Annotated in this window: 11 protein-coding genes; 2 read left to right on the top strand and 9 right to left on the bottom strand. The window is 68.4% G+C overall.

Features of this window, described 5'->3' with window-relative positions; translation table 11 throughout:
- The first annotated feature begins 203 nt into the window (after positions 1-203).
- Together mobC and ABZ707_RS13365 are read left to right on the top strand one after the other, a co-directional pair.
- On the top strand, positions 204-605 hold the full coding sequence (gene mobC / locus ABZ707_RS13370; RefSeq protein WP_360172535.1) for a plasmid mobilization relaxosome protein MobC: 402 nt from the start codon (positions 204-206) through the stop codon (positions 603-605).
- Positions 606-609: 4 nt separating this feature from the next.
- Positions 610-2313 carry a mobilization protein gene (locus tag ABZ707_RS13365; protein WP_360172532.1) on the top strand — a complete coding sequence of 568 codons (1704 nt, stop codon included), beginning with the start codon at positions 610-612 and terminating at the stop codon, positions 2311-2313.
- Positions 2314-2452: 139 nt separating this feature from the next.
- On the opposite strand, the gene ABZ707_RS13360 is transcribed toward ABZ707_RS13365, so the two are convergent.
- The 9 genes from ABZ707_RS13360 to ABZ707_RS13320 all read right to left on the bottom strand — a co-directional run bounded on the left by ABZ707_RS13360 (position 2453) and on the right by ABZ707_RS13320 (position 15959).
- A complete protein-coding gene (locus ABZ707_RS13360) occupies positions 2453-3559 on the bottom strand; it encodes a hypothetical protein (RefSeq protein WP_360172529.1) in 1107 nt (368 codons plus the stop codon).
- Between the two features lie 354 nt (positions 3560-3913).
- Positions 3914-5929 (bottom strand): DNA recombination protein RecN, encoded by a 2016-nt coding sequence (locus ABZ707_RS13355; RefSeq protein WP_360172526.1) that lies wholly within the window; start codon positions 5927-5929, stop codon positions 3914-3916.
- On the bottom strand, positions 5926-6504 hold the full coding sequence (locus tag ABZ707_RS13350) for an ABC-three component system middle component 2 (protein WP_360172523.1): 579 nt from the start codon (positions 6502-6504) through the stop codon (positions 5926-5928). Before ABZ707_RS13350 ends, ABZ707_RS13355 begins: the two co-directional genes overlap by 4 nt.
- A 40-nt stretch (positions 6505-6544) precedes the next feature.
- Entirely contained in the window at positions 6545-7519 is a 975-nt protein-coding gene (locus tag ABZ707_RS13345; protein WP_360172520.1) for a serine/threonine protein kinase, read from the bottom strand.
- A 509-nt stretch (positions 7520-8028) separates the two neighbouring features.
- A complete protein-coding gene (locus ABZ707_RS13340; RefSeq protein WP_360172517.1) occupies positions 8029-9141 on the bottom strand; it encodes a hypothetical protein in 1113 nt (370 codons plus the stop codon).
- A 93-nt stretch (positions 9142-9234) separates the two neighbouring features.
- Positions 9235-11313 carry a methyltransferase, FxLD system gene (gene fxlM, locus ABZ707_RS13335; protein WP_360172514.1) on the bottom strand — a complete coding sequence of 693 codons (2079 nt, stop codon included), beginning with the start codon at positions 11311-11313 and terminating at the stop codon, positions 9235-9237.
- Positions 11314-11336: 23 nt separating this feature from the next.
- Positions 11337-12611: a lanthionine synthetase C family protein gene (locus ABZ707_RS13330; protein WP_360172511.1), complete on the bottom strand. Its 1275-nt coding sequence runs from the start codon at positions 12609-12611 to the stop codon at positions 11337-11339.
- Complete coding sequence (locus tag ABZ707_RS13325; protein ID WP_360172508.1) at positions 12608-15562, bottom strand: lantibiotic dehydratase; 2955 nt, start codon at positions 15560-15562, stop codon at positions 12608-12610. Before ABZ707_RS13325 ends, ABZ707_RS13330 begins: the two co-directional genes overlap by 4 nt.
- A gap of 217 nt (positions 15563-15779) precedes the next feature.
- Entirely contained in the window at positions 15780-15959 is a 180-nt protein-coding gene (locus ABZ707_RS13320) for an FxLD family lanthipeptide (RefSeq protein WP_360172505.1), read from the bottom strand.
- Between the last annotated feature and the right edge of the window lie 27 nt (positions 15960-15986).

Raw genomic sequence — 15986 nt, 5'->3', positions numbered from 1 at the left:
CCGAAACAAGACGCCGCATGCCTCCCTCATTCCGAGCTAGACCATGCCTGACCAGCGAAAATCAAGCGATCATGTTCGGTTGAGATACGGCTTCTTACCCCGCCTCCGCCCGGGGGGCGGAGGCATCCGGCGCCGAGGGGGCACCGGAGTCGGTCGGCCCTGGGGAGCCGACCGCAGAAGGGACCATCGGACCGTCGTCGAGCGTGACGCAGCAGTCCGCGCCGCGTCGTCGACTGCGTGACAAGCAACTTCGCGAGCGCCGCATCCACCCCCGCTACAACGAGCATGAGTTCGACCTCGTCAAAAATGCCGCCGCCCTGAGCACCATGGCACCGGGCGGCTACGTCGCCGAGAGCTCGCTCGCCGCCGCTCGCGCTGACAATCCCGCCTCGGCCGTCGCCGACTACCGCGCTCTGGTGAAGGCGCTGATGGCCGCCAACGGACAGCTCGGCAAGGTCGGCAACAACCTCAACCAGCTAGCCCGTCACCTCAACCAGGACGGAGCCTGGCCCCACCACGACACCGTCCAACGGCTCCTGGACCGCGTCGAGACATCCATCGCCGACCTGGATGCCGCCGTCGACCAGGTCACGACAGGGCGGTGATCCGGTGATACCTAAGATCATCCTCGGACGGGGTACCACGCGCAGCCTGATCAGGTACCTCTACGGCAAGGGCCGGACCAACGAGCACGTCGATCCACACCTGGTGGCCTCCTGGAACGGCTTCGCCCCCGATCCCGGCCGCAGTACACATCGCGATCCCAAGGAGGTGGAGAAGCAACTCGCCGCGCAACTCGACCAGCCGGTGCAGATGCTCGGCGACCTCGCCCCGGAGACGGCCTTCTGGCACTGCCCCGTCCGCGCCGCGTCCGAGGACCCGATCCTCACCGACGCCCAGTGGGCGGACATCGCCCGTCGGATTGTGGCCGCTGCCGGCATCTCCCCCGAAGGGGATGAGGAAGCTTGCCGCTGGGTGGCGGTCCGCCACGCGGACGACCACATCCACATCGCTGCAACCCTCGTGCGCCAGGACGGACGCCGTCCCAAACGCGGTCATGACATCCGCGCTGTGCAGAAGGAAGCCCGCCGGATCGAAGTCGACTACGGGCTGCGGCGGTTGAAGGCCGGCGACGGCACCGGTGCCAAACGCCCCACCAGCAAGGAGCACTTCAAGGCCAAGCGCCTGGGTCAGGATGCCCCGGCCCGCGAGGTACTGCGTACGCGGGTGCGCCGCGCGGTCGCGGCGGCGGCCGACGAGGCTGAGTTCTTCTCGCTGCTGGATGCGACCGGCGTGGACGTACGCCTCAAGCTCGGTCCCTCCGGCGACGCGCTCGGCTGCAACTTCAGCCTGCCCGGCAGTGTGAACGAGCAAGGGGAGCCAGTGTGGTTCGCGGGCTCCACTCTGGCCTCCGACCTCTCCCTGCCCAAGATCCGTCAGCGTCTCACCACCACCGACTCCGAACCGATCGCCGTCCGGCCGGGCAATCCGTGGCACCAGGCCACTGCGGCCACCGAACGAATCCCGCACCACCTCACCCGTGGCGAGGAGCACGCGGCCCAAGGCCAACTTGTAGCACTCGGCGCGACGCTGGACCTGCTGCCGCTCATGGCACCGGCCGGGGCGAGGGGTGACCTTGAACAGGCCGCAGCCATCTTCGAGCGCGCGACCCGCTCCCGCGTCATCGCTGACCTCAACAGCGCCCGCATCCTGCGCCGCAGTGTCCAGGCCATCTGGCGTGAGCGCCCCCAGGACCGCGATGGGACAGGTTTCGCAATGCTCCTGGACACCGTGCTCACCGCAGTAGCCTTCGCGATGCACTGGCACCGCATCCGCCAGAACGCTCAACAAGAGACGGCCGCCGAGGAGACCTTGGTCCACCTGCGGATCGCATACGAACAAGTCGCCGAACCCGTACTGGCGGGCCTCGCACGCCAGGCCCCCGCCGTTCCGACCCAGCGCCGCCTCGCCCAGCATCTCCAAGAGGCGATGCCGGAGCACGCCGACCGCATTCTCAACGACCCCGGCTGGGAGGCGCTCGCCACGGTTCTCGCCGAAGCGGAGTCTGCGGGACACAACGCAGGCACCATCCTCAACCAAGCACTCGGTCAACGCCCCCTGGGTGATGCGCACAGCCCGGCACGCGCACTGACCTGGCGTGTCCGCCGACTCGGCGTGCGTCCCGCTCCGAGCCCCCGGGCTCAGGCAGCCAACGCCCGCAGCACCACCCAACGCACGCCACGCCCGGCAGAACCGGTCCGTCCGACAGTGACCTCCCCGTCGCCGCAGGCGCCGTCCGCACGACGGCGCTGATCACGGGCCCGCGCAAACGACCCGAGACCGCGCCATCAGAGCGTCGTCAGGAACCGGGTGGCTTGTTCAGGAGATCGGGACAACAGATTTCGACCACTTCGGAGGCACGGACGTCCGGCGCTTTTCGATTGCCAGACGGCTAGAAGAGGTCGGCCGAGGCGCCCCGCGTGAGATTCTCGAGGATCGTGCGCAGCCACGGGCTGCGCACGGCTGGCAGCCGGACCAAGGTGTGCCGGAACGTTTCCAGGTCGGCCCGGAACAGGTAGTTGGGGCGCGGCGGGAGCGGATCGTCGCGGAGTACGTCTTGGGGTATGCGGCCTGACGCGGGAACCGGCAAGTAAGGCTGGGGGGAGATCAGCCACAGCCACACCCCCAGCGGCAGGGGCACCAGGTATGCCGACGCAGCCGGGCCGGCGGGCGTCCAGGTCTGACCTGTCTGGGGATGGACCGGTACGAGGAGGATGTCGACGCCCGTGTCCGGGGATTCCTGTCCGGGGCCGGCCAGGACGGCGCGCCGCTTCGAGGGGCCTGCCGGCAGCAGGGCATCGAGAGCGCGTTGGAACAAGTCCGCGGTCAGACCCCCCGGGACCTTCACCGGTTGTCCTTGGGAGGCAATCAGCAGGTGGGCGAGCGCCTGGCCTGCGGCCGCCTCCCACTGCGGGCTCCACGACCAGTAGTGGTTCGACCCCAACCGTCCTCCCCACGTGGCAATCGGCTCGAACGGAGCCGTCTTCTCGCCCCTCTCTGCCAGCTCCGACCAGGAGAGGGGCGCAGCGTGGATACCGTCAACGGGGACGCGGTGCACGGCGTCCGGGCTGAGCCGCACTGCCTGCCAAAGCGAGCAGTCGTCGACCCTGGTCGCCACGGGGAGGTCGCATCTATCGCAGGCCGTGTTGGGCCCGTCGGCTCCGTCGAGGCCGCAGCAGGCACCGCCGCGTTTCTCAGGAATCAGCCGGGTTCCACGGATATCACCGGGCGCGATAACGCTCGCCCCGGGGGTGCTGTCGGACAGGGCGTAGACCGGCGCGTAGATGCCGTGTGCCTCCGCCTCGTCCGGATCGATCTCACCCCACATCCGCCACGGCCCTCCCCAGGGGTCCGGGTCCACAGCAAACGTCCCGGACTCCATGAGCACCGGCAGCTGGGCACCATTCCCGTACTTCTGACGCGCGTGGACTGGCAGTGAGACCTGGGACAGCGGGGTGGTCAACTCGGCGGCGCATCCCGCGCACAAGAAAACGAACAAGTGTCCTCCACCTGAGAAACACACGCATCCTCGCAGCTCGTCGGCAGCCAGCCAACACGTTTTCTCATCCGTGGCGGGAACGGCACCGGTCACCGTCGTGGAGTATCAACGCAGCAAGGAATAGACCGTGTATCGAAAGGAAAGTTCTGGGATCGTCGAGTGGCAGCTGAAAAGACTCAGTTGCCTGATCTCCGCTCCTGACCATCAGCGCCGGTAAACCCGGCGATCCACAGCCATAGCGACCACAACACCACCAGGGCGCGCGGGCCCGCCCCGAGACCGCTGGCGGCCGATCGCCAACGCTGCGGCAGACGCAGGGGCGGGCGGGCGAATGACCTGGGCGGGGTGAGGAGGTTATTCGGGACTGCCTTCGTCTGTAGTGGTCTCGTCGTCGATCAACCCGTAAGGTGGCCGGTCCTCGTTGCGGCTGAACCGGACCACGACGTTCTCTTCCACGAGCACGGGCGGACTGTTGTCGACGATGATCACCTGGGCACCGGCCCCCTGTTCAGCCAGCCAGCTGGTCAGGTGGCGGTAGAAGTCGTCAATGGCGATCGCGTCTGCGATTACCGCGTCCCGGGTGGCGCTGTGGCCCAGGTTCTTCTGCGGGCTGTCGATCATGAGGAAGCCGGGGTGAGCGGCCGATGTTTCGACGGCCACCTCGAAGACGGCCAGCTGCCAGGCCAGGGCCAGGAGTGTTCGGGCGCCGGATGACGCCTCGCGGTAGGAGTCGCCGCGTACGTGAGGAACCAGGTTCGTGTCGATGATCGGCTGGCTGAGTTTCGGGTAGCGCCACTGCCGCAGGAGTTCGCTGTACCGGCCGCTGATTCGGCCGACGACCAGGTCGCGGTCCTGTGCTGCATCTCCCAGCCGGTCGCGTTCCTCCCGCAGGCGTTCGATCTGTGCCTCCTGCCGCTCCACGAGCGCCGCGCGCTTCTCCAGGCCAGCCTGAAGCTTCGTCGCGTTCTCGGCGTGCTGGAGATGACGGAGAACTTCCTCGCGCCGGCGCTGGAGGTTGTCGCGAGCGGCGAGGAACGGGGTGACGGTGGGCGAAGTGGCTTCGTCAACCGCGGCAGCGGCACGCTCTTCGTCGATGGCGGCGTCTTCTGCTTGAAGCTTCAACGTGGCGAGCGAGCTGTCCAGGCCCTCAACGTAGGCAGTGATCTCCTTCAAACGAGCCTTGGTGGCCCTGACCTCGGCCGCGACATTCAGCCGCCCTTCATCCGACGAGTGCTCGGCTGTGGCCCTCCCGAGCGTCAGGTGCCCGTCGCCGTGGGGCAGCTCGTGGCTGCACAGACTGCACGAGCCGTTCTCCACCGACGGGGGAGCGGTCAGCCGATTCAGGCATGCGGGGCAGGTGGTGACGCTGAGGGGGTCGAACAGGCGCTGCGCTTCCGCCAGCATATTGAGCTTGACGAGGTCGTCCGCGTACTGCGCCCGCAGCGGCATCATCCGGGTAAGTTGCGTCTCGCAGTCACGCACCACGCCAGCGGCTCGCCGGGCGCGCTGGGCAGCTTGCTGGTGCTCGCGGCGCAGACGCCCGGCGAAGGTGGTGCCGGCTTGCGCTGCCTCGTCGAGGGCCCGCAGCTGCTCGGTCAGCTCCCGCAGCTCGCCTTCGTATTGCTGAGCGATCAGCGCGCCGACCGTGGGAACGTCCTGCTCGTCGACGAACGCCCGTGCTGCGGCGAGTTCGGAGCGTGCCTGGGTTAGTCGGGTGCCCAGTTCCTTGATGCGTTGCCCAAGCTCGACGGCGCGGTCGTCGTGAACGCCGAAGACGACGTCGACCACCTGCTTCAGCTTGTGCTTCTTCATGTACTCGTTCTCGAACAGGAAGTTCTTGGAGGCGATGCGCTCGTTGGGCAGGAAGGCGAGGTTCATGAGGTCGCGGATACTCAAGGGGTCGGTCCGGGACTCACGGCTGGAGGGGGCCTCCCGCAGCTGGACGCCTTCGAGCTTGCAGTGCCCCAGCAGCAGAGCGGAAAGGCTCTCGGGCGCTCCCGCCGGCTCGATGGTCCTGCTCTCGGGCTTGGAGAGCGGCGGGATGTCCAGCGTCCCCCGGCGTACGTAGGCGACCTTCGACGGCTCCCCGACGGGCCGCTCGATGACGTGCGGTTCGCCGGACAGCTCGACTTCCAGAAGGCAGGAACGGACTTTCCGCAGCACCTCAGGATGCCGTGGATGGCGCTTCCCACCGAGGCCGTAGGCGATGAACTCCAACACCGCGGTCTTGCCCGAGCTGAATGCCCCGGCCACCACGGACAGGTCCCGCACCCGCTGGTCCTGCGTGAAATCGACGTCATAGTTCCGGCTGACGCCAGCAAGGCGCAGGCGCCGGATCCGGATGCCAGGCAGAGGCTGCATGGTGGTCATCCTTCCCAGGGCATGTCAGGTGCCTGCGGTCCCGGTCCGAGTACGCTGAGAAGCGCGGCACCGGGCCCGCCCTCTCCATCCGGCCGCAGCCACCGTGCGGTCTGTTCCCGCAGCGCCTTGTCGGTGAGCTTGCGGAGTCGACGCACGACGATGGACGCCGCAGTGGTGAACGACGCGGCGTAGGTGGCGGTGAAGCTAGCCCCGAGTTCCCGACCGCGGTCGCTGATCGAATAGGTGAAGGCGCCGTTGCGGTTGTGGACCTCGCAACACCCGTAAGCCACGAGTAGTCCGAGGTCGTGCTGGATGCGCTCGCGTCGACTGGTGAAGCGCTGCGAGGAGGACGCGTACGAGAGCACCTGCGGATCGAACCCGGCCAGCCTGAGCATATTGCCCTCCCGGCCGTCGGAATCGACGACGAGGAAGGGATTCGCCGACAGGAAGTCGTAGTAGCCGATGCGCTCCAGGCTCGCCCCCTTCGCGTCCTGTCCGGCGACAGCGTCGAGAAGAAGCAGCAGCTGCGCCAGCCGGAAGGTCACCTCGTCCTCCGGCATCATCACCGGTCGGTGTGCTTCCACAGCGAACTCCTCGTAGGTCTGACAGGACAGGCGACGGCGGTCAGCCGTCGGAGTGCTCGGCGGCGATCTGCCGCCAGTGTTTGACCCAGCCCGCCTTGCGGTTGTCCACGAGCCGGTGGACCAGCCCCCAGCTGTGCACCAGCTCCAGGCGGAGCGACTTCGGCAGTTTGTCGTGCTCGTTGCGTACATCCCGCCAGACACGGGTGTGGAGAACCCGAAGCGCGTCCTCGGCCGCGCATTCGTTGAACTGCATCTCCCAAAGACCGTGGAGCGTCGCATCGGCGGAACTGAGCGCCGCCACCTCCGCCGGAACATCCTTGTGCGCGATCTCGCGAGCCACCAGATCGGCATTGAAGAACTGCCTCTTGGCCGAATCCAGCTCCACGTGGCCGGCCTCGGCCATCTGCCGAATGAACAAGGCGGAGCCGAAGGCGGCTGCCTTGTCGTCCTCGACTTCGAGTACCAGCCGGAGCTGCTCCACGGAGGCGGGGGCGGCCTGAGCGTATGTCTCGTAGAAGCCGCGACGCACGTCGTCGCCCTCGGGGCTAAGCAGCTTCTTCCGGAGGGCGGTCTCGTCCCAGAGCTGGATGACGAGGCTGTGTTCCTTCTCCCTCGCCTTCGTCCACGTGTCCCACCATGCCGTCATCGGGCCGTCCATGCTGGAGGGGATGCACAAAATCCAGCTGGCGATGGTGTGGCCGTTCTTGACGGCTGCCTTCAGCACGTTGTCGAGCGACTCTTCGACCTGCTGTACGTGCCTCTTGGTGGTGACCGGCATGAAGTACTTGGACTGCCACACTGCGATAGCTCCGCCGAGGTTTCCGGCGAAAGCATCGATACCCCAGTCGCCCGGGTTGGCAGCGACGGACCGTACATTTGGGGTCGTCGCGGCGGCAAGCTGAGTGATCATCGTTTCGAAATCCGCGCGGGCTCCGCCGGGGCCTCCCCCGCGGACTACGTGCACGTCGAAGCTGATTGGCTGGACACCCGTCGGCACGGCTATCGAGTCAGGCACAACTCACCCCCCTGCGCCGGTGACTGAACACAGGATGTTCCCCGAGCGTCACACACCGCATCGATGGAGCCTATCCAACGGTCACTCGACTGAACAAGAAGTGGAACGCATCAGCATCTCAAATACGGTCCACCGCAAAGCGCGGCAATCGCGCGAAACCTGCGGGCCACGGTCCAAGCGCGCAGGTCGTCTTGGCGAGAGGGCTGCAGCCCTCTCGCGCTCTCCCGCACCATCCGTCCGTAGTCGTGCAGCGGTCAAACGTCGCCGTTGCGTGCGGCAGCCGAACTGCCGCCGGCCCGAGCAGGCGTGTCCCGGTGATGTACGTCGTGACGCCGGTCCCAGCCATCCTGGCCAGGGCCGACCCTCGGCGTACGGGCCGTCACCCGGCACCACAGGCGCCTCCCCCGGCTGCCGCTATCCGGGCAGATCGGGCTCTCGGCATCAAGCCGACAGCCTTTAACTGCTTGCCGTTTCGTGCTTCCACCGGCTCCCGCCGCAGAAGTTGCACGTCAGCGAAAGCGGGAGCGGCGTGCGAGACTCTCCCGAATCACGCTTCCGCTGGCGTGCAGAGCACCCTTCAGTTGTCCTCGCAGCCCATCGGGGAGGGTCCCTGCCCCGAGAGCACAAGCACGCACGAGAGCACGGCAATCCTGCTCTTGCCGGTCCGTGGCAAGCGCGGTGAACAGAGGGTTCGCCACGTTCTCGCGGGCCGCGTAGCCGTCTTCGGCGTCCGTGGCCCGGCGGTGCAAGTCGTCGACGATGCGCCGTGCTGCGGGCCCCTCGGCGGAACCGATCGCGTCAAGGACGGTAAGTCCGAGGCGGATGTCGAAGACGGTCATTCCGGGTTCAGGCTTCCACTCGGAGTAGGTAGCCACAAGGCACGCCAAGTGCCCTTCGATCGGCTGCCCGGTGTCCCGGCGGCACAAGACCGTCAGGCATGCCGTGACCGCTTGTTCCCAAGGGTCGCCAGATGTCGTCTCGGCAAGGAGGACGCCAGCTTGATCCGTGTCGCCTGTGACAAGAGCGGCCAGCACGGCGACTTGACGCCCGTCGAGCATCCGCTTGCCTACGCCGTTGTGAGCTTCGAGGTGTGTCAGGGCCTCGGCCCATCGGCCCGCGGTGGTGAGAGTGCGTGTCCCGTCGGCGAGGAGTACGCGCCACAGCCACGCGCGGACCTCTTCGCGGTCCTCGTCCGTCGCGGTGAGGTCCGCCGGTACCTCGACTCCCTCGAACCAAGCCGTTGAACCCGCCCCGACCGCCTCATACAGGTCGAGCAGTCGCCTGCGGCCCTCGTCTGCCCGGCCGGCGCGGATCTGGAGGCGGGCCAGGTTGACGACGGGCTCCAGCCCTCGGATGGCGCTCATGCCGGGCAGTGGGCAGGCATGGAGGTAGGCGGCGGCGTGCTGGTGGCACATCTCGCGCGCGAGGTCGGGCAGCCCGACATCGGAAGCGATGAGTGCGGCCTGGTTGTAGACGGCCGAGGCAAGTCCCTGGTCGGTCTTCTTCGCTGCGATGTCGGCAATTTCGACGAGCGCGCTCACGCGCCTGGGTAAGGGCAGGCAGGCCGGCCGGAATCGGGCGACGAGCGGGAAGCGTTGGGCTGTGGGTCCGTACGGGTCCATAGGTGTCCCCCGGGTGTGAGTGAGAACGGCTGAGGTGACGGAGCCCGCCGGGGTACGGAGGCGGGTCCCGTCACGGTTGCGGGTGGAGCGTCACTACCAGGCGACCACGATGCGGTTCAGCGGGGTATCTAGAGCGAAACGGCCTGCACGCTGCTCGACGGCGGGGGCGTCAAGAGCCTGAATCTCGAACGTGACTTCACGGTCGCGGTACTCGCGGTCCCAGGTGCGGATGGCGTCGGCCACTTTTGCGGTCAGCTTGTCGTTGCCGGGGCCATGCCCGACTACGCCGAACTCCCAGAGCTTGCCGCCCTCGTGGGTCTTCCGCTCGGACAAGCGCCGTGCCAGGTATGCGACGGCGCCCTTGTCGACGGTCGCGGTCGACGAGGGGTAGGGATCCTCTGTGAGTAGACCGCCCTTGGCACTCTGGGGGAACAGCATCCGGATCAGACCGGATCGGAGGGAGCAGGTGACGAACAGTTCCATCCACTCCGGCGACTCCATGGCGCGGACGGTCACGCCGGTCCACTCCTCGGTGCGCGGCTGATCGAGGACTCCCGCGAGGGCATCAGTGTCGATCTCCTGTCCGGCGGGGGCCTGGAGCCGTACGGTGCCGTCCGCGCTGAGCGGGATGACTCGACGGTCGTCGTCGGCGATGCCTCGCCGGAGCGGCATGAAGGTGTTCATCTCACTGCCGCGGGATACCCATCGACCGTCGCGCTCCTCATAGGCGATGGAGCGGGAGACACTGCCTTTGAGGCGCTGGGGGACGAGGAGCCGGCCGCCGGGCACGAGCTGCCGCAACCAGGCGTGCGGCACGCCGTGCGCGCCGACCGTGGCGATGATCCGGTCGTACGGCGCTCCTTCGGCGTAGCCGAGGGCTCCGTCTCTGGTGACGGCTTCGACGTTGGTGATTCCCGCGGCGGCCAGGTGCTCGCGGGCACCTTCCACCAAGTCGTCGTCGACGTCGAGGGTGGTGACGTGTCCGCTGTCGCCGACCAGATGGGCGAGCAGTGCGGCGTTGTAGCCGGTGCCGGCGCCGAGTTCGAGAATGCGCTCACCGGGCTGCGTGTCGAGTTGTTCGAGCATGAGGGCGACAACTCCCGGCTGGGAGGCGCAGGAGATCGATGTGCCGTCGGTGTCGTACTTGATGTGCACCGGCGCGTCGGCGTAGGCGTCTTCGAGCGGCGCGTCGGGCACGAACACGTGGCGTGGCACGGTCCGCAACGCGGTTTCGACGGTGATCGTGCGTACGTGCCCGTCCGCACGAAGCTGGTCGACCAGGGCGTTACGGAGCCGCTCGGCTTCCGTCGTGGGGGCGGCGATCGAGTCGTTGTTCACCGCGGCGACGCTATCGATCCGGGCCGTGGGCCGGTCGGGCGACGCGGTGTTGTCACTCGTTTCCATGACTACCTTTCTGGCAATGGTGAACAGGGCACTCTGGTCGTCTAGGAGGAGACCCGCCCGGTTGGCGTGGAAGATGACGTGGTGAGCGAGAACGGCTCGAAGGCCACGGGTGAGGGCGCCGCGGTGGGCGAGGTCAGCGAGCGCGGCTCCCGCCCCTTCGAAGGCGTCCACCCACGCGTCGTGTGCATACAAGGAGCCCTTCGGGCGGCAAAGGTCATGCGCGTCGGCGGTCATCAGCTTCCGCAGTGCCTGGGCCAGTTCGGCGGCTCGTTCGGATCGTAGAGGGTTGGTGGCCGGTCGGAGGGCGGCCACCTTCGCCCATACGTCTCCCTGCTCGTACCAGTCGAGTCCCGCACCGCGCATCATGGCGCTCACCAGCAAGACGGCGGTCTCCCGACGTCCCAGGTGCTCCGGGCTCGGCTTGTAGGTGAGCAGGTGGCGGGAGTCACTGTGGAACAGTTCGTGGGCAGCGTCCATGGCCGCCGGGCCCCCGAAGGCGTCGACTTCGGGCTCGTAGACACAGGGCAGCCACGACACGACCGCACCGTCGCCGACGAGATCGCTCAGCAGCGACTCAACGATCGGGGAGGGCCCGTCAGCGAGGTATCTCAGGGGCCAGGGTTGCTTGTTCATGAACCACCAGGTGCTGAGCTGCCCATCCTGTTCGGCCGCGAGAAGGGCCGGACCGAGACGCTCGGAAATGACGCGCTTCGCGCTCTCGCGATCAGCGAAGGTGATGTTGTGCTGCTGCCAGTGGTCGAGAGGCATAAGAGGGTCCTTCGGTCGGCGGATCAGGCGATGAGCAGGCAGGTGTCCCAGGCGGATTGCGGCGGTGCGGTGGTACTTGGTGCGATGAAGGCCAGGGCTGTACCGGCGGCGCCGTCGAGGAGACCGGGGCCCCGTTCGTCGTCCTGAATCAGCGTCTTTGCGGTGAACTCGGGATCAGCGCCCGGCGGGTGGACCGCAGCCAGGAGGGCCGGAATGGCGGCCCGGAGTTGGTCCACGGTCGACGGGTGGGCGTCCTCGGCCGCACGGGCGGCGACGTGGGCAAGGCCGGCGAAGCCATGGCACAGGCCGTTGTCCGTCGTGGCCTTCAGTTGTTCGGGATTGGTGAGGGCGGCCACCAGTGCGTTCTCGGCGTCGATCTGGCGACAGGTGTTGCCGAGGGCGAGCGCGGCGAGTTGCTGGGCACGGGCGAGGCCGGTGGTGCCGTAACACCAGGACGGCCGACGGGGCGCAGACGGGGTGAGGTGACCGGTACGCAGCTCACTGCGGGTGACCCAGTACGGCCAGGTCGGTCCGCTGCCCGTCTCCTCGCGCCAGCGGTCCAGCCACGCCAGGATGGTGCGCAGTGCCGTGTGGTGTCCGTCAACAACAGTGTCTTGCCGGGCGGCGAGGGCCAGGAGCGCGAGCACGCCGCCGACGCCGTGTGCCATACCGATGTTGGCGTCTCCGCCGGGGAACCGTTCGTCCGGGCTGCCCGAGGGCCCGGTCTCCGTCCACCAGCCCGGGAGGTGCTCGCCGCGCTGGGTGATCGGTGCGGTGAGGCGTACGCAGTAGTCGAGGACGGCGCTCGTCATGGGGCCAGCGGGGTCGTGGCGCAGGAGGTAGGCGCCGTATCCGGTGAGGCCCCGAATGGTGTCGAACTCGGCGAGGACCGGCGGACGCCCGGCATCAATGCGGCGGTGTGCGGCATCGAGACGGCGCCCGACATCGGCCGCGACCTGTCGGTCCACCGTGCTCAGAGCGCGCAGGTAGGAACCTGGCAAGTGGTCGGCGGCGCAGGACAGGGCGTGGGCGAAGGCGGGTACTCCGTAGAAGGAGTGACTGTCGGGGCCGCTGGTGAACGGCTGGCGGGAGGCGGCGGCGAGCCAGTCGTGGGCAGGCTGCCAGGGGCCAAGGCCGCTCGCAGCCCGCTCGATGTGCAGGAGTGCGATGCCGGGCGGGCCGTAAGCGAGGTGCTGCCGGTAGGCGGACGCTGCCCGGGGCTCCGGGAACACCACTGCGGGGTCGGTTAGTTGGGAGGCGATGGCGTCGACCAACTCCAGTGCAGGGTGGGCGGTCACGTTGCCCTCCCTGCGGCGCGGGCGGTCCAGGCCAGTGCGGCAGCGCGTGCCAGGTAGAGGCACACCTCTTCTTCCGGGAAGTTCACCGCGACGTGTCGTACGAAGTGCACGTGCAGCAGGGAGGTCAGGACGTCGTCGATGGCGATGCCTTGGGTGTCCGGGCCTGGCAGGTGCGACCGGTACGCGGCGAGGGCCGTATCCCGGTCTGCCCATCCCGACACAACGGCGTCTCCGCCCGGGACAGCTCGTAACGCCGCCCAGTTGTCGCGGGGATCGGCGAGCCGTACGGCCTCGGTGAAGTGCGGGCGCGGTACGGGCACGGGGGCAGTCGGCGGGATGTGGTCGATCAGCCACCGCATCGCGGCTTCGGTACTGCCGAGGAACGCGGAAACGACGGCGACGGTATGCGCCACGACCAAGGTGCGCTGGCCGGGGCGCTGCGGCTGCGCGAGCTGGGCCAGGACGGCACGCGAGTCCGCCCGGAACACCTCTTCGGCCGCGTCCCACGCGGCGCCAGATCCCCAGCGGCCCATCTCGCGGTAAGAGGTGGGGTACCGCAGATCGGCCAGCAGGCCAACGCGACGCAGCTCGTCCGCCCACTCGCTCACCGTACGGGCCGTCTGGGCGAAGGCTCCCGGGTCGGGGAGGGCAATGCGCAGGCGGAGGTGCTGACCGGGGTCGCGGAAGCGGATGAACCACCACGGTGGGTTGCCGAGCCGTTCGAGGAGGCCGGGCAAGTGCGTTGCGAGGAGGGCGTCTTGACGGCGAGGGTCTCCGTACAAAGCGGCCAGAAGCACCGAGGACAAGGCGGGGGTCCGGATCTGGTCCGGAGAAAGGGTACGAGCCTGGGTGGGGGCGGGAAGGGACGGCCACGTCGGCGGCCGGGTCGCTTTGAGGGGCACGACGACCTCGTGGGCGCGGCCGTCGCACCAGCCGTACGACTCCGGTTCCGGTGCCTCGACGAGCACAGCCGGGCGCGTACGGTCGAGGTGTCGGCGCAACAGCGCCCGGTGGCCGGCCTCGTCAAGGTCGAGGAAGAGACGCCGGTCGTCCTCAATGAGGTGGACTCGGCTCGGCAGCCTTCGCCGGGCCCGCCAGTCGGTCAGCGCGGCATCCCACTCGGCCCGGGGGCTGGCGCGGCCGGGCAGCTCGGACTCCTCCAGCCGCCAGCGTGCCGGGGCCAGCGCCGTACGCCCGTACCGCAGGCGAGGAAGGAACGGCATCGCCGATGCGGCGCCCCAGTCGAACATGGTCACCTGCGCGTACTGGGCGCGAGAAAGCTCGGCGAGGAAGCGCGCCAGCAGCGGTGTATGGGTGCGCGGGTTCAGCGCGTTCATACCAACTGCCTCGACGCGGTGACCTCGTTCAGGGGCGGCGAGATACATGCGGCGCCCGTCGCACCCCACCGCCAGGTCGTCCGGGGTGAGGACGGCGTCGTCCGGGGCTCGGTGCTCCTGGAGGCTGATCATGGTGGGCACGACCTGCGGCGTACGGGCGACGTGGGCGCTCTCGGGGAGCAGCGGCGGGAAGGAAAGCTGTGCGGGCACGGTATTACTGTCCGCGGTTGGGAGATCGGTCAGTTCTGCGGCCAGGGCGTCGGAGTCCGCAGGGTCCAGCATGCTGAGAAAGCGGCCCGTGGATACGCCGGCACCACGGGACACGCTCACGACCTCCAGCCGGAACAGCCCGCGCTCCAACTCCCCGGGGTCGGCCGCGTACACCCGCACACCCATCTCCACGTGCGGTGGTACTCGGGGCTGGTCTGGCCCGACGTCCAGCGCCGCAACGAGCTCGTCGCTGAGGACCACCTCGTCGCGGCCGTCGAGCGCGGCGGTCTGGGCGAGCCGTACGAGAATGTCGTCCCGAGCGGATAGACGCGGCCGACGCCCGCCGGCCGGAGTGCCCGGGTAGCTGTCCGGATAGCCGACGCCGCTGTCGGCGACCACCTCCTGGAGCGGCACCATCGTGCCGATGCCGTAACGCTCGTAAAACCGCTGGTGGTACTCACCCCACGCGGGGGTCCCGTACGGCCGGGGGCTCAACCGGGTCAGGACAAGGGCAGCGCGCTTGACCTCGCGTGCCACTTCGTCCGGCAGAACGATGCGGGCGTCCAGACGCAGATCGAGGGCGACGGGATGCCGGCGCAAGCCGGGCACCAGGGCTCGCATCCGAGCTGCGACGCTGTCCCTGACGCGGCGCGTGTCGCACTCCTCCAAGCCGGCCCGGACTGCGCGCAACTCGCATACGGTCGCCGCGGCCGAAGCGAGATTCCCCGCGTCGACCGCGTCGAGCTGGCCGAGCAGATGTCCGAGGCCGTCAGTCTCGGTGCTTGGTGCGTGCAGACTAGTGATCAACACCCGCCGCCGGATCAACTCCCCGAGCAGACGCCCCGTCTTCCCCGGACCAGCCTCGGGGAACTCCGCCCGCAACTTGTCCACGAGCGCACCGACACGAATCGGAGCCCGCGTCGCGGCGAGGACGGCACGCACCGGTTCCGTCAGGGCCAGGGATGCTTCGACCGTACGGGTCCGATCGTGCTGGACATCGGGCTGGAACGGCACAATGAGCCGATCTCCCCTGCTCGTCGCCGTGTTGTTCGCCACGACAGGCAACCGGTCGAGCAGGTCCGGGCACGACTCCAACCGCTCGACCACGGCAGCCAACCACTCCGCCCCCGCGCGGCCGACGGCCACGTGGCGTGTGCCCCAGGCTGAACGGACCTGCGGGCCGAACGCTGCGGTGGCCACGCCTGCGAAGAGTCCGAAGGGCGTCGCCCGGTGCTGGGACCGAAGCAGGTAACGGGCGACAGACAGTGCCGCTCGCCGCGTGTCCCGCGCTGAGGGATTCTCGGTCATGCACGAGGTCCGTACCTGCGCGGCAAGGGCCGGGCTGGAGTGTTGCAGTGCCTCGGCGATGTCCTCGTTCGCCCAGACCGCGCGCAGCCACTCCACGAATACACCCGAGCTGCTGGTCGAGCGGTCATCGAGGTCAGGAATCGGGGGAACTAACAGCTCCGGCTGAGCAACGGCGCGCAGGAGAGCGGTTGTGCCGGTTCGGAACGCTTCAGGCGGTGTACCCACCAGTGACCTCCGTAGGACGAGGGACGGACGGCTGGTGCCGCCGAGCTGCAGCGCGGCGGCACCAGCCGGGAGTGACCAGAGGTCCGGGTCAGGCCACGTTGGTGGTGCAGGCTCCACAGGTGGAGCCGCAACCGTCGTCGGTCAGGTTGACCAAACCTGCCGGGTCGGCGATCTCGACGAGAGAGACGTCCAGGTCGAAGCCGTCTGACGTACCCAGGCTCTGCGGACGTGCCTGGGTGTCACTGAGAACTGCGGTGCCGTGTGTCATTCCTGTCAACTCCTCATATGTGGTGGT

The organism is Streptomyces sp. NPDC006923, assembly GCF_040635655.1.
GTDB lineage: Bacteria > Actinomycetota > Actinomycetes > Streptomycetales > Streptomycetaceae > Streptomyces.
The sequence above is the reverse complement of the archived record's forward strand: the minus strand, read 5'-3'. Positions and strand labels throughout refer to the sequence as shown.

Excerpts from the sequence above, each read along its gene's own strand:
- ABZ707_RS13355 (WP_360172526.1), bottom strand. The coding sequence starts at position 5,929 with ATGACCACCATGCAGCCTCTGCCTGGCATCCGGATCCGGCGCCTGCGC.
- ABZ707_RS13340 (WP_360172517.1), bottom strand. The coding sequence starts at position 9,141 with ATGGACCCGTACGGACCCACAGCCCAACGCTTCCCGCTCGTCGCCCGA.
- fxlM (WP_360172514.1), bottom strand. The coding sequence starts at position 11,313 with ATGCCTCTCGACCACTGGCAGCAGCACAACATCACCTTCGCTGATCGC.
- ABZ707_RS13320 (WP_360172505.1), bottom strand. The coding sequence starts at position 15,959 with ATGACACACGGCACCGCAGTTCTCAGTGACACCCAGGCACGTCCGCAG.